The following is an 18,118-nucleotide window of genomic DNA, read 5'->3' as shown; positions in this document are numbered from 1 at the left end:
GCCGCACACGTGTTGCAGCGCATGTGCCGGTGACAAAGCGGGTGTGCGGGCACCCCTAGCGGCGGCGGGCGCGGCGGAGCACGGCGGCGGCAGCGAGCGCTAGCGCGAGCACGGCGGCAACCGGCCACCAGGACAGCAGCGAGCCGGTCGCGGGGGCGGTGACGGCGTTGCCGCCGCTCTCGGTCGGCTCGCTCGCCGGGGCGACCAGCGCGGCCGCACCGGGCACGACCCGCAGCACGCCACGCGCACCCTGCCTGGTCTCCGAGCCGGAGAGCAGCCCGCCCCGGCCGTCGAACGCGATCGCCTCGCCCTGCGGCTCGCCGGGCAGCGGGACCCGCACCGGCGCCCCGCGCAGGGCGGCCACCAGGTCGCCGTCCGGGGCGGCGAACAGCCACGCGTCGGTGTACGTGCGCAGCGCCGCGACCCTGCCGTCGGCGGTGGTGGCGCCGCCGGTCACGGTGCGCCCGCCGATGGCGCCGACCGGCCCACCGACCGTGTCCGAGGCCGGCAGCGACACCTCCCCCACCCGACGCAGCGGGACCGGCTCGGTCTCTTTCGACGCGGGCGTGATCGGCCGCTCGGGGCGGTAGACGCCGGCCGGGGCGAGCGGCTCCTTGGTGACGATCAGTGGCACGCCGTCGCGGCCGAGCAGCACCGCCTCGGCGTCGTGCGGCCCGTCCGGGTAGCGCATCCGGTGCACGGCGGCGGCCCCGGCCGGGGTGAGCGTGATGAACGCGACGGTGTCCCTGGCGCGCCGGTTGTCGCCGGTGTCGGCCAGCCAGAACGTGCCGTCGGGCGCCCTGGCCAGGTCCTCCACGTCGTACGGGTCCGGCGGCGCGGTCAGCACCTTGCGGACCGAGCAGTCCGCGCCCAGCTCGAAGACCTGCACCCGCCGGCCGCTGTCCACGATCGCCCAGCGCCGGTCGCCGCCGTCGGTGGCCAGGCCGGACAGCTCGGCCAGCCGGGAGTCGGTGACGGTGCACAGCGGGGTCGGGCCGGGCGGTTGCGCGGACGCGAGCCCTGGCGATGCCACGCCGGCCAGCAGGATGGTCGCGGCGAGCACCATGACAGCCCCCGCGCGGCGTCCGGTCAGCGGGCGACACTCCGGGACGGCTCGGCGACGGCGGGCTCCTCGACCGCGGGCTCCTCGACGGCGGTGGGTACCCGGTACTCGCGCAGCGCGGACGCTAGCTCGTCGCCGACCCGGGCGCGCAGCCAGGTGCCGTCCGCGCGGTGCTCCTCGGCCAGCACCTGGCCGTGCTCGTGCACCCGCGCAGTGAGCGAGCCCTCGGTGTAGGGCAGCAGCACCTCGAGCTGGTGGTCCGGCCTGGGCAGCCGGGTGTCGATCGTCTCGCGCAGCCGGTCGATCCCGGTGCCGGTGGCGGCGGACACGAACACCGCGTCCGGCAGCAGGTGGCGCAGCCGGGCCAGCGGCAGGTCGGTCACCGCGTCGATCTTGTTGACCACCAGCAGCTCCGGCGGCATCCGCTCGCCCTGCTGTTCACCGATCTCGGCGAGCACCTCGCGGACCGCCTTGATCTGCTCCTCGGGCATCGGGTCCGAGCCGTCCACCACGTGCACCAGCAGGTCGGCCTGGGCGACCTCCTCCAGGGTGGACCGGAACGCCTCGACCAGCTGGTGCGGCAGGTGCCGGACGAACCCGACGGTGTCGGTCAGGGTGTACGCCCGCCCGTCGGCGGTCTCGGCGCGGCGGGTGGTCGGGTCCAGGGTGGCGAACAGCGCGTCCTCCACCAGGACGCCGGCCCCGGTGATCGCGTTGAGCAGGCTCGACTTGCCGGCGTTGGTGTAGCCGGCGATGGCCACCGCGGGCACCTCGTTGCGCCGCCGCGAGCCGCGCTTGGTGTCCCGCACGGTGCGCATCGCGGCGATCTCGCGGCGCAGCTTGGCCATCCGGCGGCGGATCCGGCGGCGGTCCAGCTCGATCTTCGTCTCGCCGGGGCCACGGCCGCCGATCCCGACGCCGCCGGCCGCGCGGCCGCCGACCTGCCGGGACAGCGCCTCGCCCCAGCCGCGCAGCCGGGGCAGCAGGTAGGACAGCTGGGCCAGCTCGACCTGCGCCTTGCCCTCCCTGGAGCGGGCGTGCTGGGCGAAGATGTCCAGGATCAGCGCCGTCCGGTCGATCACCTTGACCTTGAGCCTGTCCTCGAGCTGGCGCAGCTGGCCGGGGGACAGCTCGCCGTCGCAGATCACGGTGTCGGCGTCGGTGGCCAGGACCGCGTTGCGCAGCTCCTCGACCTTCCCGGAGCCGACGAAGGTGGCCGGGTCGGGCCGGGGCCGGCGCTGTACCAGGCCGTCCAGCACCGTCGAGCCGGCCGTCTCGGCCAGCCGGGCCAGCTCGGTGAGCGAGGCGTCGGCGGCCTCGGCGGTGCCTTCGGTCCACACCCCGACCAGGACCACCCGCTCCAGCCGCAGCCGGCGGTACTCGACCTCGGTGACGTCGGCGAGCTCGGTGGACAGCCCGGCCACCCGGCGCAGCGAGGTCCGTTCCTCGAGCTCCAGGTCACCGGTCGAGGGTTCGATGTACGGAGACGGTTCGTTCATATGTCATCCATGGTCCCACGGTCCGCACCCAATTTCCGCCGCCGAAGGCGGTCAGCGCGCCGAACGCCACCAGTCCGGGTCGATCTCGCCGGCCGCGACCAGCACCGCCGGGCCGGTCAGGGTCGCCGTCCCGTCGGCCAGCTCGACCCGCAGCCGGCCGCCCGGTACGTGCACCGTCACCGTCCCGGAGGAGCGCCCGTCGTGGCGCAGCGCGGCGGCGGCAGCGGCCACCGTGCCGGTGCCACAGGAACGGGTCTCCCCCACCCCGCGCTCGTACACCCGCATCCGCGCCTCGCCGCCGGCCAGCGGGGTGACGAACTCGACGTTCACCCCGGACGGGAACACCTCGGCGTCATAGCCGGGCGCGACCGTCAGGTCCAGCTCGTCCAGGGCCGCGTCCGTGACACAGGCCAGGTGCGGGTTGCCGACGTCCACCACCAGCCCGTCGAACTTCCGGCCGCCCACCGTCGCCGCGCTCGCACCCCCGAGCCGCACCGCACCCATCGCCACGGCGATCTCGCCGGAGTCACCGAGGAACCGCACCGGCTTCGGCCCGCCCCGGGTGGCCACCACCAGCTCGTCGCCGTCGACCAGGCCGGCCTCGGCCAGGTACCGGGCGAACACCCGTACCCCGTTGCCGCACATCTCGGCCACCGAGCCGTCGGCGTTGCGGTAGTCCATGAACCACTCCGCCTCGGTGGGCTCGCGCTCGCCCAGCGCGGCGCTCCGGACCACCCGCAGTACCCCGTCCGCGCCCAGCCCGCGCCGCCGGTCGCACAGCGCCCGCACCCGCGCCGGGGTCAGCTCCAGCGCGCCGTCCGGGTCCGGCAGCAGCACGAAGTCGTTCTCCGTACCGTGCCCCTTGCGGAACGCGATGCCCGCCTCCGGATCGGCCATGCACCCAGCCTACTGAGCCACGCCGGACCGCAGTCCGCGCAGCGCCGCCCCGACCGGGTCCTCCGAGGCGTCCAGCCACTCGATACGAGCGTCGCGCCGGAACCAGGACCGCTGCCTGCGCACCAGCCGCCGGGTGGCCCTCGCGGTCTCGGCGGCGGCCACCTCGAAGTCACCGAGGTCACCGCCGCCGTCCAACGCGGCCAGCACCTGCTGGTAGCCGACCGCCCGCGAGGCCGTCCGCCCCTCCCTCAGGCCAACGCCGACCAGCCCGCGCACCTCGTCCACCAGCCCGGCGGCGAACATTCGCTCCACCCGCCGCTCGATCCGCCGGTCCAGCTCCTCGGTCACCATGTCCAGCCCGAGCAGCACCGCGTCGTACCGGGGCGGTCCCAGCTCGGGCAGGCTGGCGCGCGGCGGCCGCCCGGTGATCTCGATGACCTCCAGCGCCCGCACGATGCGCCGGCCGTTCGCGACAGGCACCGCCGCCGCCGTCTCCGGATCCAGCCGGGCCAGCCGGGCGTGCAGCGCGTCCGCCCCGTCCTCGGCCAGCTCGTGCTCCAGCCGCCGCCGCACCCGCGGGTCGGTGCCGGGGAACGACATCTCGTCCAGCACCGCGCGCAGGTACAGCGCCGAGCCGCCGGCCAGCACCGGCGTGCGGCCGGCCGCGAGCAGCCGCTCCACGATCGCCCGCGCGTCGCGCTGGTAGGCGGCGACCGACGCGGTCTCGGTGACGTCGAGGACGTCCAGCAGGTGGTGTGGCACGCCGCGCCGCTGCGCCACGGTGAGCTTGGCGGTGCCGATGTCCATGCCCCGGTACAGCTGCATGGCGTCGGCGTTGAGCACCTCGCCGCCCAGCCGGGTGGCCAGCTCCACGGCGAGGTCGGACTTGCCGGTCGCGGTCGGGCCGAGGACGGCGACCAGCCGCACGGGCCCGCTCATCGGGCCGCCGCGAGCTGAGAGACCATCAGCGGCACGCGCACCACCGCCACCATCCTCCCCACGGCCGACCCCACTGTCGACGAGCCTAACGATCGGCCTCCCGGCCCCACGCGGGTCCGGATGACCTGGATATTCGCTATATCCGGCCCCGTCCGGGGGTCGATTCGGTTCCTCGTCTCTCCGGAGCTGCCGCTGAGGGCCTGAATCGGCCCGATCTGGTTTCGGACGGCCGGCCGAGCTGTTTGAATCGCGGACGGGTCGCGCGTCACAGCACGACCCCGACGTGAAGGCCCCGCCGCGCGCGGGGCGCCCGCCGTGAACCTAGCGGGCCGGAACAGGGAGGCCGATCGTGGGGCAGCAGGAGAGGATCTGGACAGGCGTGGCCGGCACCGCTGGCGCGGAGCTGGGAGCCGCCGAGGCCGAGGAGACGAACCGGCCCGCGATCGACCCGGCGCGGGCCGTCCCGATCGCCCCCGCGCCGCGCCCCGCACCGCCGGCGACCGGTCAGGCGGCCGGTCGGACGCCGGGTCCGGTCCCGCCCCGGCCGCGTCCCATGCCGATGCCCGGCCAGGCGACCCGCGCCCCAGCGCCGTCCGCGCCGCACCCCCCGTCCGCCCCGGCACCCGCCGCCCCCGCGCCCGCCCCGGCGTCGGCGGCCGCCGCGATCGTGCACCCGGTCCCGCCCGCCGGCACCGACCCGTCCCGCTGGGGCCGGGTGGCCGACGACGGCACCGTCTACCTGCGCACCCCGGAGGGCGAGCGGGTGGTCGGCAGCTGGCAGGCCGGCGCGCCGGCGGAGGGCCTCGCGCACTTCGCCCGCCGCTTCGACGACCTGCTCACCGAGGTCGAGCTGCTCTCCTCCCGGCTGGCCGCCGGCAGCGGCGACGCCAAGCACACCCTGTCCAGCGCCCGCCAGCTCCGCGACGGCCTCGCCGACGCCGCCGTGGTCGGCGACGTGGCCGGGCTGTCCAGGCACCTGGACGCGCTGGTCGGGCGCGCCGAGGAGGCCATCAGCGGGGAGAAGGAGGCCCGCGAGGCGTCCAGGGCGAAGGCCGTCGAACGCAAGGAGCGGCTGGCCGCCGAGGCCGAGGACCTGGCCGCCAACACCACCCAGTGGAAGCACGCCGGCGACCGGTTCAAGGCGATCCTGGAGGAGTGGCGCACCATCCGGGGCATCGACCGCAAGGCCGACGAGCAGCTCTGGAAGCGGTTCTCCCGGGCCCGCGACGCGTTCAACAGGCGCCGGGGCTCGCACTTCGCCGAGCTGGACCGCCAGCGGGCCGCCTCCAAGGCTCGCAAGGAAGAACTGGTCACCGAGGCCGAGGGCCTGAGCGAGTCCACCGAGTGGGGCGCCACCGCGGCCCGGTACAAGCAGCTGATGGCGGACTGGAAGGCCGCCGGCCGCGCGCAGAAGGACGCCGACGACGCGCTCTGGCAGCGGTTCCGGGCCGCGCAGGAGGCGTTCTTCAGCCACCGTTCCTCGGTGTTCTCCGAGCGGGACGCCGAGTTCGCCGCCAACGCCGCCCGCAAGGAGCAGCTGCTCGCCGAGGCCGCCCAGGTCGACACCAGCAACCCGGACAGCGCCCGCGCCGCGCTGCGCTCCATCCACGAGCGCTGGGAGGCGGCCGGCAAGGTGCCCCGGGAGCGGATCCGTGAGCTGGAGGAGCGGATGCGCGCCGCCGAGGACCGCATCCGGGGCGACCTGGACCGCCGCTGGCGGCGCAGCGACCCGGAGGCGGACGCCAGGGTCGCCCAGTTCCGGGACCGGGTGCAGCAGTTCGAGGCGCAGGCCGCCAAGGCCCGCGCGGCCGGGGACACCCGCCGCGCCGAGCAGGCCGAGGGCCAGGCCGAGCAGTGGCGCGAGTGGCTGGCCACCGCCGAGAAGGCCGTACAGCGTTAACCGTGTTCGCGGCCGCCCGGCCGGGTCCAGGCGATCCGCACCCACATCAGGGTGAGCAGGGCCATCGCCAGCACGGCCAGCACCAGGCCGACCCCGGGGCCGGGCGCTCCGGGGGCGGTCTGTCGCGACCACACCGCCCACAGCCCGTTCACCACGGAGAACCCGCCGCCCAGGGCGCACGCCCAACCCACCGCCCACAGCCGGGTCATCAGCCCGAGGGTCGACCCGAGCACCCCGAACAACACCGAGGTGATCACGAACAGCCGGGGCAGCACGCCGAGCTGCCCGCTGCCGACCAGCACGTTCCAGCCGCTGGTCGAGCCGGCCCAGGGCAGCGCGTACCCGCCCAGCAACACCAGCACGCCGACCGCCACCACCATCGCCGACACCCCCGGCTCGACCCGGGGCCAGGACCGGAAGCCCGAAAGCTCCTTGTCCAACCGGTCCAGCGAACCGTTCGCCGGTTCCATCACGCACCTCCTGAAGCCGTGGCCACCGGGCGCCCGATCGCGGGCAACCCGAGCCCGGTCACGGTCGGCCGGCTCGGCCTCCTGCCCTGCTCGTAGAGGTCTCCGGCCGCGGTCTTGCGGTGGCCGCGCAGCGGCCCGTCCGCGACCAGGTGGTGCGGCGCGGCATAGGTGATCTCGGTGTGCACCACGTCCCCCGGCCGCACCCCGGGCCCCGGCGCGAAGTGCACCAGCCGCCCGTCCCTGGCCCGCCCGCTCATCCGGCGGGTGGCGCCGTCCTTGCGCCCCTCCCCCTCGGCCACCAGCACCTCGACCGTGCGCCCGACCAACGAGCGGTTCAGCTCCCAGGAGATCTCCTCCTGCACCGCGACCAGCCGCTGGTAGCGCTCCGAGACGACGGCCTTGGGCACCTGGCCGTCCAGCGAGGCGGCCGGGGTGCCCGGCCGGGGCGAGTACTGGAAGGTGAACGCCTGCGCGAACCGGGCCGCGCGCACCACGTCCAGGGTGGCCTCGAAGTCGGCGTCCGTCTCGCCGGGGAACCCGACGATGATGTCCGTGCTGATCGCCGCGTCCGGGATGGCCGCCCGCACCTCGTCCAGGATGGACAGGTACCGACCCGACCGGTACGAGCGGCGCATCGCGCGCAGCACCGCGTCCGAGCCGGACTGCAGCGGCATGTGCAGCTGCGGGCAGACCACCGGCGTCTCGGCCATCGCCGCGATCACGTCACCGGTGAAGTCGCGCGGGTGCGGCGAGGTGAACCGCACCCGCTCCAGCCCGTCGATGTCCCCGCAGGCCCGCAGCAGCTTGCCGAACGCGGCCCGATCGCCGAACTCGACGCCGTAGGAGTTGACGTTCTGCCCGAGCAGGGTCACCTCCAGCACGCCCTCGGCGGCCAGCGCGGACACCTCGGCGAGCACCTCGCCGGGCCGGCGGTCCACCTCCTTGCCGCGCAGCGACGGCACGATGCAGAAGGTGCAGGTGTTGTTGCACCCCACGGAGATGGACACCCAGGCCGCGTACGCCGACTCCCGGCGCGCGGGCAGCGTGGACGGGAAGACCTCCAGCGACTCCTTGATCTCCACCTGGGCGGCCTGGTTGTGCCGGGCGCGCTCCAGCAGCGCGGGCAGCGAGCCCAGGTTGTGGGTGCCGAACACCACGTCCACCCAGGGCGCCCTGCGCACGATCTCGGCCCTGTCCTTCTGCGCCAGGCAGCCGCCGACCGCGATCTGCATGCCCGGGTGCGCGTCCTTGACCGGCCGCAGGTGCCCGAGGTTGCCGTACAGCCGGTTGTCCGCGTTCTCCCGCACCGCGCAGGTGTTGAACACCACCACGTCGGCCTGTTCGCCGTCCTGGGCGACCGGCCGGTAGCCGGCGGACTCGAGCATGCCGGCCAACCGCTCGGAGTCGTGAGCGTTCATCTGACATCCGTAGGTGCGGATCGCGTAGCTGCGAGTCACGCCGTCCAGGGTACGACCGGACATACCGGCGGGAGGGCGCGGGATCGGCCGTCCGCTGTGGCGCGCGACCCCGGTCACCCGGCAGTATGCCCGGATGCCGCGCATCACGGCCAGCGACCGTGCCCAGGGCCGGGTCCGGATCCCGCGCCGTGCCGTGCTGCGCGCCTCCGCCGCCACAGCCGCCACCGCCGTCGCGGCGAGCCTGCCGGGCTGCGGCTCCCGGCTGGCCGGCACCCGGCTGACCCTGGGCACCGGCTTCTCCCAGGGCGTCTACTACACGCTCGGGGGCGCGCTGGCGGACGCCTGGCAGAACCGGCTGGAGCTGGCCCAGCGGCCGGTGGTGCGCCCCACCGCCGGCTCGGTGGACAACCTGACGCTGCTGGGCGCCGGCTCGGTGGACGTCATCTTCGCCACCGCCGACGTGGCGGACGCCGCGCTGGCCGCCCCGTCCGCGCCCGGCCGGATGCCCAGGGCGCTGGCCAGGATCTACGACGACGCGCTGCAGGTGGTGGTGCCGGCCGACTCGCCGATCACCCGGCTCGCGGACCTGCGCGGCCACCGTGTCTCCCTGGGCGCCGCCGACTCCGGCGTGCTGGTCGCGGCGAAGCGGCTGCTGGAGGCGGCCGGGCTGTCCCCCGGCAACGACCTGCAGGCCAGCCTGCTCGGCCTGGACGAGTCGGTGGCCGCGCTGCGCGACGGGCGGATCGAGGCGTTCTTCTGGACCGGCGGGCTGCCCACCGTCGGGCTCACCGCCCTGGCCAAGGTGCGCCCGATCCGGCTGCTCGACCTGGCCGAGGTGGCCACCGCGGTCCGCCACCGGTACCCGGTGTACGACGTGGGCACCGTGACGGCGGGCACCTACGGCATCCCGGCCCCGGTGACCGCCCTGCTGGTGCGCAACTTCCTGCTGGTCGCCGCGCAGATGCCCGACGAGCTGGCCGGCGGGCTGGTGGAGGCCATGTTCGACGAGCGCGAGCGGCTGGTCAGGGCGAACCCCGCCGGCCGGGCCATCGACACCCGCTCCGCGATCGGCACCCAGCCGGTGCCGCTGCACCCCGGCGCCGAGCGCTACTACCGCGAGCTCAAGGACTACGACTGATCCTGCGCCACCACGCCGGCGCCGCTGACCGCCGGGACGGCCGGCAGCCGCAGCACCACCCGCAGCCCGCCGCCGCTCGGCCGCCGCAGGCTCAGCTCACCGCCGCACTGCCGGGCGCTGCTGCGCGCGATGGCCAGCCCGAGCCCGGAGCCCTCCACGTTGTGCTGCGACGGGCTGCGCCAGAACCGGTCGGTGGCGCGCTCCAGTTCATCCTCGCTCAGCCCCGGCCCGTGGTCGCGCACCGAAACCAGCACGTCCTCGCCGTCCGCCTCGGTGCGCACGACGATCTCGCCGCCCGGCGGGCTGAACTTGATCGCGTTGTCCAGCACCGCGTCCAGCACCGTCTCCACGGTGCCCGCCGGGGCGTGCGCGCGCAGCCCGGTGTCCCCGGTCCGGCGCAGCGCCAGCCGCTCGTGCTCGGCGAGCACCCCCCAGGCGTCCAGCCGGTCGTCCAGCGCCCGGTCCAGCTCGATCGTCTCCGCCTCGGCCGCGGCCCGCTCCGCCTTGGCCAGCGCGAGCAGGCCGTCCAGCACGTCGGCCAGCCGGTCGGCCTCCTCCATCGCGGCCTGGTGCTCCTCGGCGGCGGTCGGGTCGACGTGGCTGTCCAGGTTGTTCAGCCGCAGCCGCAGCGCGGTGAGCGGGTTGCGCAGCTGGTGGCTGGCGTCGGCGACGAACCCGCGCTGGGCGGCGAGCGCCTGGCTCACGGTGGCCGCCATCTTGTCGAACGAGCCGATCAGGCGGCGCAGCTCGGCCGGGCCGCGACCGTCCCCGACCGGCTCGGCGGCCCGCCCGGCGAGCACGGCGGCGGCCACCCTGGGCAGCCCGGAGTCCAGGAGCTGCACCGGCCGCATGATCCAGCGCACCACCGGGAGCGCGGCCAGCGCGGCCAGCCCGAGCGCGATCAGCCCGGCCGCGAGCAGCACCAGCCACTCGGCCAGCAGCTCGTTGCGCAGCGCGCCGGTGGGCGACACCGTGACCGCGGCCCCGCGCACCTCGCCGTCCACCAGCACCGGCTCGGCCAGCAGCATCGCGCCCTCGGTCCACGGCATGATCGCCGGGTAGGGCTCGGAGCGGCGGCCGGTGAGCGCCACCGACACCCGGTCCGCATCGGCCACCGCCAGCCCGGGGCGGGACTCGGCCAGCGGCCTGCCGTCCCGGGACAGCAGCACCACCGCGATGCCGTACACCTCGTCGTAGCGGCGCATCTCGGCCGCGACCGCGGACGGGTCGTCCTCCACCACCGCCCGCTGGGACAGCGAGGCGAACCGCACGGTGTCGGCCAGCCGGTCCACGAACTGGCGCTGGGTGGCGGTCCGGGCGTCGCTGAGCGCCAGCGGCACCCCGAGCCCGACCAGCACCATCGCCACCATCACCATGACGGTGACCAGCAACCGGCGACGCACCGGTGGCCCCTACTCCGCCGGGGCGGGCAGGCCCAGGCGATACCCCACGCCGCGCACGGTCTGCACCAGCTCGGGGCGTCCCAGCTTGGTGCGCAGGGTGGCCACGTGCACGTCCAGCGTCCGGTTCGCCCCCGGCCAGCTGCGCCCCCACACCTCGGCCACGATCCGGTTCCTGGTGCACACCGCGCCGCCGGCGGTGGCCAGCATGGCGAGCACCTGGAACTCCTTGCGGGACAGCGTCACCTGGGCGCCGTCCACCACCACGGTGTGCCGGGCCAGGTCCAGCGACACCCCTTCGATCTCGATCAGCTCGGGCGTCCCGACCCCGGGCAGCGCCGCCCGCCGCCGCCGGTAGACCGCCTCCACCCTGGCCACCAGCTCGCCCACGTCATAGGGCTTGACCAGGTAGTCGTCCGCGCCCGAGTGCAGCCCGAGGATCCGGTCGTCCACCTCGCCCCGGGCCGACACGATGATGATCGGCAGGTCGGTGGCCTCCCGGATGGTGCGGCACACGTCGACGCCGTCCACGTCCGGCAGCCCGAGGTCGAGCAGCACCACGTCCACGTCGGCCAGATGTGTCAGCACGTCACGGCCGGTGGAGAGCCGTATCATCGTCATCCCGTGGCGACGCAGCGCCGGCTTGAGCGCGGCCGCAACCCGGTCGTCGTCCTCGACCAGCAGAATCCGCACCGTGTCGCTCCCTGTGATAGATCACCCCTACGTGACCCAAGTGAGACCCTAAGTGTTCCCCAAACGCCTAGACGAGTGTGGGCAGGGACACCTAGGTTTCGCCCAACGACCCGGGAGGACGTACATGACCGAGGACGCGTCCACCTCCAACGGCGCCCCCATGATCCGTATGGTCCACGTGGACAAGCACTTCGGCGAGCTGCACGTGCTCAAGGACATCAACCTGGAGGTCGACGCCGGCCAGGTCGTCGTGGTCCTCGGCCCGTCCGGTTCCGGCAAGTCCACGCTGTGCCGCGCGATCAACCGGCTTGAGCCCATCGACAACGGCACCATCGAGATCGACGGCAAACCGCTGCCCGCCGAGGGCAGGGACCTGGCGAGGCTGCGCGCCGACGTCGGCATGGTGTTCCAGAGCTTCAACCTGTTCGCGCACAAGACCATCCTGGAGAACGTCACGCTCGCCCCGGTCAAGGTGCGCAGGTCGTCGAAGGCGGACGCCGAGGAGCGCGGCATGGAGCTGCTCGGCCGCGTCGGCATCGCCAACCAGCGCGACAAGTACCCGGCCCAGCTCTCCGGTGGCCAGCAGCAGCGCGCCGCCATCGCCCGCGCGCTGGCCATGCGCCCCAAGGTCATGCTCTTCGACGAGCCCACCTCGGCGCTGGACCCGGAGATGGTCCAGGAGGTGCTGGACGTCATGACCGGCCTGGCCCGCGACGGCATGACCATGCTCGTGGTGACCCACGAGATGGGCTTCGCCCGCCGCGCGGCGAACCGGGTCTGCTTCATGGCCGACGGCGAGGTCGTGGAGGACGCCAGCCCCGACGAGTTCTTCACCTCCCCCCGATCCGAGCGCGCGAAGGACTTCTTGAGCAAAATCCTCACCCATTAGGGCTAGTCTGCGCTCCAACGACCCACCCGTAAGACACGAGACGGAGAAGCAGATGAAGTGGCGAACGCTCGCCGTGGGGCTCCTGGTAGGCGCCCTGTCACTCACCGGATGCGGTAAGGAGGGCGCCCCCGGCGGAGGCGGCGGCCCCGTGGTCGACCAGCAGGTGGCCTCCAACGTCCAGGTACCGGGCTCCCCCACCTTCGACAAGATCAAGCAACGCGGCCGGCTGATCATGGGCGTCAAGGACGACCAGCCCGGGCTCGGGTTCAAGGACGCCACCACCAACCAGTTCTCCGGCTTCGACGTTGAGATCGGCAGGCTGGTCGCGGCCAAGCTGGGCTACGGCCCCGACAAGATCGACTACAAGACTGTGCCGTCGGCCGCTCGGGAGGACGCGATCTCCCGGGGCGAGGTGGACTTCTACGTCGGCACCTACACCATCAACGACAACCGCAAGCAGCGGGTCTCCTTCGCCGGGCCGTACTTCGAGGCCGGCCAGAGCCTGCTGGTGCGCAAGGACGACAACTCGATCACCAGCAAGGACACCCTCAAGGGCAAGAAGGTCTGCTCGGTGACCGGGTCCACGCCGATCCAGCGGGTCCAGCAGCAGCAGCTCACCGAGCCGAACAACATCGTCCAGTTCCAGACCTACAGCCAGTGCGTGGACCAGCTGCTCAACAAGCAGGTCGACGTGATGACCACCGACGACGCGATCCTCAAGGGCTTCGCCGCACAGTCGCCGGACAAGCTGAAGCTGGTCGGCAACTCGTTCTCCAGCGAGCCCTACGGGGTCGGCCTGAACCATGACGACAAGGCCCTGCGGGACAAGGTGAACGACATCCTGCAGGCGTCGTTCGACGACGGCACCTGGCAGAAGATCTACGACGGCACCCTGGGCAAGTCCGGCACCACGAGCAGCGTGCCGAAGCTGCAGAGGTACTGAGGGTTGTTCACGCTCCTGGCGCGAGGGCGGGCCGGAGGCTCGTCCGAGTGGCTGGATCAGGCGGTTTGATCGCCGAAGGCGATTCGTGAACAACCCTCAGAATAGGAGTCACTGAGTCTCAGGTCCGTTCCCCGGCGGCGGGTGTCCACGCCGGGGAACGGACGAATCCGACAGGGAGTACTGGCGTGAACGTCCTCGTGGACAACCTCGGACTGTTCGGGCAGGCGTTTCTCCAGACCGTCGAGCTGTTCGTGATCGCGGCGATCGGCTCGTTGATCGGCGGGATGCTGCTCGCGGCCATGCGGGTCAGCCCGGTCCCGGTGCTGCGCTCGTTCGGCACCGTCTACGTCAACACGGTCCGCAACACGCCGCTGACCCTGGTGTTCTTCTTCTTCGCCTTCGCCTACCCGAGGCTGGAGATCCTGGACCTCTCGTTCTTCACCAGGGCCTGCGCCGCTCTGATCGTGTACACCTCGGCGTTCGTCTGTGAGGTGGTCAGGTCCGGCATCAACACGGTGCCGGTCGGCCAGGCCGAGGCGTCCCGGGCGCTCGGCTTCACGTTCTCCCAGACCCTGGGTTCGATAGTCCTGCCGCAGGCGGTCCGCTCGGTGATCCCGCCGCTGACGAACATCGAGATCGCGTTGCTGAAGAACACCACCATCGCCGCCGGCTTCTCGGTGGCCGAGGCCGGCAGCCTGTACCAGACGCTCTCCGAGCGCGGCTACAACGTGCTGGTCGGGCTGCTCTGGGTGGCCGCCGGGTTCGTGATACTCGTGATCCCGCTGACCGCCTTCCAGCAACGGCTGGAGCGCCGCTGGAGCGTGGCCCGATGACCGCCGTGCTGTACGACGTGCCAGGCCCGAAGGCACGCGCCCGCAACCTCGGCACCGGGGTGCTCGGCACCCTGCTGGTGCTCGCGCTGGTCGGTTTCGTGCTCTACCGGCTCACGGTCACCGGCCAGTTCGACGCCAGGGTCTGGGAGTGGATCGAGTACCAGACCATCCAGGTGCTGCTGATCCAGTCGCTGCTGGCGACGCTCAAGGCGTTCGCGGTGGCCGCCGTGCTGTCGCTGCTGTTCGGGGCCGTGTTCGCGGCCGGTCGGCTGTCCGACCACCGCTGGCTCAACCGCCCCGCCGCGGTCATCGTGGAGTTCTTCCGCGCGGTGCCGCTGCTGATCCTGATCTTCATCCTGTATTACGGGGTGTCCCGGGGCGTCGGCGTCGACATCCCGGTGTTCTGGGCGCTGGTGCTCGGCCTGATGCTCTACAACGGCTCGGTGCTCGCCGAGGTCTTCCGCGCCGGCGTGCGCGCGCTGCCCACCGGCCAGCGGGAGGCCGCGTTTGCGCTGGGCATGCGCAAGACGCAGGTCATGACCAACGTGCTGCTGCCCCAGGCGCTGCGCGCGATGCTGCCGACGATCGTCAGCCAGCTCGTCGTGGTGCTCAAGGACACCGCGCTCGGGTTCCTGATCCTGTACCCGGAGCTGCTCTACCAGGCCCGCTTCCTTGGCAGCCAGGGCCAGCTGGGGCTGCCGATCATCCCGGTCGCCATCGTGGTGGCGGCGCTCTACATCACGATGTGCCTGCTGCTCTCGGCGCTGGCCAACTACCTGGAGCGGCGCACCCGGCGCAGCAAGAAGCGGCTGGCCCTGGACCCGAAGATCAAGGGCGAAGCCGAGAGCGAGGTGCTGTCCGCCCAGGCCCAGGGCGGCGGCGCCGGCGTCTGAGCCTCCCGGATATGAATAACCCTCCTAATAGAGGATGACCGTCCGCCGGTCCGCGTTGCCGACTATGACAAGGACGCGGCGGGTACGCCTGGCCGTTTCCAGGAAGGCTGTGGGCAACTTGTTGCCGCCGACCGCTCGAAACCGCAACAGCGGCGAGCCGTCCGTGGCGGGCATTGCGACGACGTGATCGACGCGCGTCCACCGTGTCGGGTGGCTCTCGCCGCCGGTGATGTACACGCCGGGCTCGGTGCTCGGGTCGGCACCGAACGTGGCCACCTGCTCCTCCGGCACCAGGCCCGGCCGGTAACCCGCCGAGGCGATGACGCGAAGCTCGGCCGAGTCGACGTCGACACGGCGATCGCCGATCACGAAGCTGTGCACGGTGACGAGCGGGTGTTGGCCGGTCCATCGTGCCGACATTCTCATCACCTCCGCGCACCGATCGGGAGCGATCCTTGAAGTATGGCACCGAGGGAAGCCGGCGACCGGTAATCTTCGGCCGACGTGCCGCGGGTCCGACGTGCCAAGGGGGAGCCGATGCCGGACGTGCTTACGGAAATCCGCATTTGGATCCCTGTCATCGCTGTTGCGCTTACGGCGATCGGCCTACCGAAAATTCTCGCCGACCGACGGGAACGGAAAGCGAAAGCGACCGAGGAATCTGGGCCGGCCACCCTGCTGCCGGCCCCGGTCACGCTCGTCGACCGGGTCGCCGAACTCGCGCAGATCCTGGGGTACATGGCCTCCGGCGAACCGATCATCACGGTCGAAGGCGGCCGCGGTGTGGGCAAGAGCGCGCTCGTCCTGGTGGCCGCACACCGCTTCGCGGCCACCGGCAACCGCCGGGGCAAGGTGGCCAAGCATGCGGCGCTGTTCTGGATCGACGCGCAGAACGCCTGCCCGGACCTGCCTGACCTGGCGCGGAAGCTGGGCCTGCACAGCGGGGTACGCTCCCTGACCACCGCCCCGGCGGAGAAGGCGCACGCGATCCGCTCGTACCTGGCCGCCAACCCCACCGTCTTCGTGGTGGACAACCTGCGCCTGCGGTCGGATGAGCCGGCGCCGCTGCGTGAGCTGTTCGAGATGCTGCCGTCCGGGTCGCGCGCGATCATCAGTTCCAACACCGTCGGCGTGCTGAGCGGCCCTCGGGTGACGGTGACCGAGCTCCCCAGGGAGGACGCGCGGGCCTTGGTCGTGCGGGAGGCCGAACGGTCCAAGGTCGACGGGCTGAGCGCCGCGGATGAGTCCATCATGGCGCGGGTGCACCGGCTCGTCGGCGGCAACCCGCGCGCGATCAGGCTGTTCGTCACCGCGTGTGCCGGCCAGCCCGGCACGGTCGCCGAGCTGCTCGACGAGATCGAATCCGGCGCCGGCGGGATGGACACGCTGTACGGCGTCATCTGGACGGAACTGTCCGCGGACGCGCGAGCCGCGCTGGCCACGTGCGCTCTCCTGGTGTCCGGCGCCGACCTGAGCCAGGTGGCCATCGCCCTGGCCCGGCCCGAGCCCGACACGAAGCTGGCCCTGCGCCGGCTGTGGATCGACGGGCTGGTCGAGTCCGCCAGGCGCTCGGCCGCACGATCTACCGATGCCCGCCGGCCCTGCGCCGATTCGTCCTCGACCACACCGACACCGAGCGACAGGATCAAGCCCGCACCCGCCTCGCCAGGGCGCTGGCGGAGCGGTTCGGCAGAGACTGGGAGGACGCCGCCGGGGCGGCGACCCATGTCGAAGCGATCCGGACGCTCATCCAGGACCTGGCCGACAACGGCCAGCACCGGCTGTGTCTCGATCTGTTCGCCGCCGTGTACGACATCCTGCTCACCCTCGGCCTGTTCGATGATCGGATCACGCTGGGTCGGGTGGCTTTCCGCGCGGCCGGCTCGGCCGGGTTGGTCGAGGAGCAGTCGCTCGCGCTCTCGGTGGTGTCCTCGACACACGCGATCCGGGGTGAGGATGCCGAGGCCGCGCGCGCCGCGGCGACCGGTCTGGAGATCGCGCGCCGAGCGGGCTCGGCGCGGGAGATCGCCCGGCAACTGCGCTGTGAAGGTTTCCGGCTCTACCGGGCGGGCCTGGCCAGAGAGGCGTTGGACGTCGTGCTGTCGGAGGATGCCGAGCGCATGGCCCGGGAGGCCCGCGATCCCAACACCATGATCGACATTCTGTCCCTGGTCGGCGCGGCCCAGTTCCACCTCGGCGACCTGGACGCATGCGAGGCCACCGTGCTCCGGTTCCGCGACGAGTGCGAACGCATGCCGTGGGAGCGAGGCAAGGCGTATGCGCTGCGGGACCTGGCCGAGGTGCGGCTGATGCGCGGCGATCAGCGCGAGGCCGAGGACCTGACGGCACAGGCGAAAGCGATCGCCACCGAGTACCGCGACAGCCGTCAGCTCGCCAGGCTCCAGCTCACCGAGGCACGCCTGCACCTGTTCGCCGGGCGTGTGCGCCGCGCCCGTGACACCGCATCCGAAGCCGCGCGGGCCGCCGCATACCTCCCGTTACGTGGCGAACAGGCCGAGGCGGAGGCGGTGGTCACCGAAGCCGCCCGATGCCTGTGGATGCCATGGCGCCGCATGCGGGTAACCGGAAAGCCCCGGCTGAGGTTCACGGACTGGACGACCGGCGGTGACTGATCGTCCGTTCGCCAGGGCAATGCTGGTGCGCTGTGCTCCCGAACGGCCGGAGCGGTGGCACGACATGGCCGATGGCTTACGTGACCGTTTTGGGGCCGAGGTCAGCATCGTCCGTCCGGGACAGCTGACATCGCCCGCGACGATGTTGGCCGCCATATCGAAGAACCTGGCCCGACCCGGCGATCCGTTGTTACTCGTCGTGAGCGGCGCGGTCACTCGTTTCGTTCGCAGGGCCGGTGACATATGGGCGCTGGTGCTGCCGGACAGCGTTCCAGGCCGGCCCAGGAGCATGCTCCGACTCGACGACCTGGTCGAGACCGCCGCGCGGGCCTCGGCCGGGCGTCCGCTGTTGTTCGGCCTCGATGCGCGCACCGAGGACATCGAGATCTCCGCGACCGATCTCGCTGACCGGCTGGCCGTCGCCTGCCACCCGTATTTCCCCTGGTCATCGGGTATTCTTGTGCGAGCGTCGAGCGTCGAGCGTCGAGCGTCGAGCGTCGAGCGTCGAGC

The 18,118-nt window shown here is 72.8% G+C and carries 18 protein-coding genes; 9 read left to right on the top strand and 9 right to left on the bottom strand.

Features of this window, described 5'->3' with window-relative positions:
* Nucleotides 1-55: 55 nt before the first annotated feature.
* The 4 genes from N912_RS51570 to miaA are packed head-to-tail and all read right to left on the bottom strand — an operon-like array spanning nt 56 to nt 4,398.
* Nucleotides 56-1,066 (bottom strand): esterase-like activity of phytase family protein, encoded by a 1,011-nt coding sequence (locus N912_RS51570; RefSeq protein WP_037064307.1) that lies wholly within the window; start codon nt 1,064-1,066, stop codon nt 56-58.
* A 23-nt stretch (nt 1,067-1,089) separates the two neighbouring features.
* Nucleotides 1,090-2,562, bottom strand: coding sequence for a GTPase HflX (gene hflX, locus N912_RS51565; RefSeq protein ID WP_037064305.1), 1,473 nt, complete (start codon nt 2,560-2,562; stop codon nt 1,090-1,092).
* Nucleotides 2,563-2,613: 51 nt separating this feature from the next.
* The gene (gene dapF / locus N912_RS0113210; protein WP_084210848.1) at nt 2,614-3,459 is read right to left on the bottom strand and encodes a diaminopimelate epimerase; all 846 of its coding nucleotides are present in this window, start codon (nt 3,457-3,459) and stop codon (nt 2,614-2,616) included.
* A 9-nt stretch (nt 3,460-3,468) separates the two neighbouring features.
* Nucleotides 3,469-4,398 carry a tRNA (adenosine(37)-N6)-dimethylallyltransferase MiaA gene (miaA, locus tag N912_RS0113205; protein ID WP_028922809.1) on the bottom strand — a complete coding sequence of 310 codons (930 nt, stop codon included), beginning with the start codon at nt 4,396-4,398 and terminating at the stop codon, nt 3,469-3,471.
* A 559-nt stretch (nt 4,399-4,957) separates the two neighbouring features.
* On the opposite strand from miaA, the gene N912_RS51560 reads away from it, so the two are divergent.
* Nucleotides 4,958-6,298 carry a DUF349 domain-containing protein gene (locus N912_RS51560; RefSeq protein ID WP_084210929.1) on the top strand — a complete coding sequence of 447 codons (1,341 nt, stop codon included), beginning with the start codon at nt 4,958-4,960 and terminating at the stop codon, nt 6,296-6,298.
* On the opposite strand, the gene N912_RS0113195 is transcribed toward N912_RS51560, so the two are convergent.
* Together N912_RS0113195 and miaB are read right to left on the bottom strand one after the other, a co-directional pair.
* On the bottom strand, nt 6,295-6,768 hold the full coding sequence (locus tag N912_RS0113195; protein WP_037064302.1) for an Rv2732c family membrane protein: 474 nt from the start codon (nt 6,766-6,768) through the stop codon (nt 6,295-6,297). The two genes, N912_RS51560 and N912_RS0113195, sit on opposite strands and share 4 nt — an antisense overlap.
* Entirely contained in the window at nt 6,768-8,225 is a 1,458-nt protein-coding gene (miaB, locus tag N912_RS0113190; protein ID WP_028922807.1) for a tRNA (N6-isopentenyl adenosine(37)-C2)-methylthiotransferase MiaB, read from the bottom strand. The genes N912_RS0113195 and miaB overlap by 1 nt, the downstream gene beginning before the upstream one ends.
* A gap of 94 nt (nt 8,226-8,319) precedes the next feature.
* On the opposite strand from miaB, the gene N912_RS0113185 reads away from it, so the two are divergent.
* The gene (locus N912_RS0113185; RefSeq protein ID WP_051580121.1) at nt 8,320-9,324 is read left to right on the top strand and encodes a TAXI family TRAP transporter solute-binding subunit; all 1,005 of its coding nucleotides are present in this window, start codon (nt 8,320-8,322) and stop codon (nt 9,322-9,324) included.
* Here N912_RS0113185 and N912_RS51555 read toward each other — a convergent pair.
* On the bottom strand, nt 9,315-10,727 hold the full coding sequence (locus N912_RS51555; protein WP_051580120.1) for a sensor histidine kinase: 1,413 nt from the start codon (nt 10,725-10,727) through the stop codon (nt 9,315-9,317). The two genes, N912_RS0113185 and N912_RS51555, sit on opposite strands and share 10 nt — an antisense overlap.
* A gap of 9 nt (nt 10,728-10,736) precedes the next feature.
* Nucleotides 10,737-11,417, bottom strand: a complete 681-nt coding sequence (locus tag N912_RS0113175) for a response regulator transcription factor (protein ID WP_028922805.1) — start codon at nt 11,415-11,417, stop codon at nt 10,737-10,739.
* A 160-nt stretch (nt 11,418-11,577) separates the two neighbouring features.
* Here N912_RS0113175 and N912_RS0113170 point away from each other — a divergent pair, with 160 nt between their 5' ends.
* The 4 genes from N912_RS0113170 (at nt 11,578) to N912_RS0113155 (ending at nt 14,975) form a co-directional block, all read left to right on the top strand.
* Complete coding sequence (locus N912_RS0113170) at nt 11,578-12,306, top strand: amino acid ABC transporter ATP-binding protein (protein ID WP_028922804.1); 729 nt, start codon at nt 11,578-11,580, stop codon at nt 12,304-12,306.
* A 52-nt stretch (nt 12,307-12,358) separates the two neighbouring features.
* Nucleotides 12,359-13,249, top strand: a complete 891-nt coding sequence (locus N912_RS0113165) for a glutamate ABC transporter substrate-binding protein (RefSeq protein WP_028922803.1) — start codon at nt 12,359-12,361, stop codon at nt 13,247-13,249.
* Between the two features lie 185 nt (nt 13,250-13,434).
* Nucleotides 13,435-14,082, top strand: a complete 648-nt coding sequence (locus tag N912_RS0113160) for an amino acid ABC transporter permease (protein ID WP_028922802.1) — start codon at nt 13,435-13,437, stop codon at nt 14,080-14,082.
* Nucleotides 14,079-14,975 (top strand): amino acid ABC transporter permease, encoded by an 897-nt coding sequence (locus N912_RS0113155; protein WP_028922801.1) that lies wholly within the window; start codon nt 14,079-14,081, stop codon nt 14,973-14,975. Before N912_RS0113160 ends, N912_RS0113155 begins: the two co-directional genes overlap by 4 nt.
* Before the next feature lie 24 nt (nt 14,976-14,999).
* Here N912_RS0113155 and N912_RS0113150 read toward each other — a convergent pair whose 3' ends face one another.
* Complete coding sequence (locus N912_RS0113150) at nt 15,000-15,356, bottom strand: hypothetical protein (RefSeq protein ID WP_156993505.1); 357 nt, start codon at nt 15,354-15,356, stop codon at nt 15,000-15,002.
* A gap of 156 nt (nt 15,357-15,512) precedes the next feature.
* Between N912_RS0113150 and N912_RS63465 the strand changes: the two genes are divergently transcribed.
* The 3 genes from N912_RS63465 to N912_RS66995 form a co-directional block, all read left to right on the top strand.
* Complete coding sequence (locus N912_RS63465; RefSeq protein WP_156993502.1) at nt 15,513-17,129, top strand: ATP-binding protein; 1,617 nt, start codon at nt 15,513-15,515, stop codon at nt 17,127-17,129.
* Nucleotides 17,063-17,608: a hypothetical protein gene (locus N912_RS63460; RefSeq protein WP_156993499.1), complete on the top strand. Its 546-nt coding sequence runs from the start codon at nt 17,063-17,065 to the stop codon at nt 17,606-17,608. Before N912_RS63465 ends, N912_RS63460 begins: the two co-directional genes overlap by 67 nt.
* Nucleotides 17,601-18,118 (top strand): hypothetical protein (locus N912_RS66995; protein WP_211261227.1); only part of this gene is annotated, 518 nt, incomplete at its 3' end. The genes N912_RS63460 and N912_RS66995, both read left to right, overlap by 8 nt.

This window comes from Actinospineispora acaciae DSM 45401 (assembly GCF_000620785.1).
In the GTDB taxonomy this organism is placed as follows: Bacteria; Actinomycetota; Actinomycetes; order Mycobacteriales; family Pseudonocardiaceae; genus Pseudonocardia; species Pseudonocardia acaciae.
This window is presented reverse-complemented; position numbering and strand designations above follow the sequence as displayed.

Excerpts from the sequence above, each read along its gene's own strand:
- dapF (WP_084210848.1), bottom strand. The coding sequence starts at position 3,459 with ATGGCCGATCCGGAGGCGGGCATCGCGTTCCGCAAGGGGCACGGTACG.
- N912_RS51560 (WP_084210929.1), top strand. The coding sequence starts at position 4,958 with ATGCCCGGCCAGGCGACCCGCGCCCCAGCGCCGTCCGCGCCGCACCCC.
- N912_RS0113170 (WP_028922804.1), top strand. The coding sequence starts at position 11,578 with ATGATCCGTATGGTCCACGTGGACAAGCACTTCGGCGAGCTGCACGTG.
- hflX (WP_037064305.1), bottom strand. The coding sequence starts at position 2,562 with ATGAACGAACCGTCTCCGTACATCGAACCCTCGACCGGTGACCTGGAG.
- N912_RS0113185 (WP_051580121.1), top strand. The coding sequence starts at position 8,320 with ATGCCGCGCATCACGGCCAGCGACCGTGCCCAGGGCCGGGTCCGGATC.
- N912_RS0113195 (WP_037064302.1), bottom strand. The coding sequence starts at position 6,768 with ATGGAACCGGCGAACGGTTCGCTGGACCGGTTGGACAAGGAGCTTTCG.
- N912_RS63465 (WP_156993502.1), top strand. The coding sequence starts at position 15,513 with ATGCCGGACGTGCTTACGGAAATCCGCATTTGGATCCCTGTCATCGCT.
- N912_RS0113165 (WP_028922803.1), top strand. The coding sequence starts at position 12,359 with ATGAAGTGGCGAACGCTCGCCGTGGGGCTCCTGGTAGGCGCCCTGTCA.
- N912_RS0113155 (WP_028922801.1), top strand. The coding sequence starts at position 14,079 with ATGACCGCCGTGCTGTACGACGTGCCAGGCCCGAAGGCACGCGCCCGC.
- miaA (WP_028922809.1), bottom strand. The coding sequence starts at position 4,398 with ATGAGCGGGCCCGTGCGGCTGGTCGCCGTCCTCGGCCCGACCGCGACC.
- N912_RS51570 (WP_037064307.1), bottom strand. The coding sequence starts at position 1,066 with ATGGTGCTCGCCGCGACCATCCTGCTGGCCGGCGTGGCATCGCCAGGG.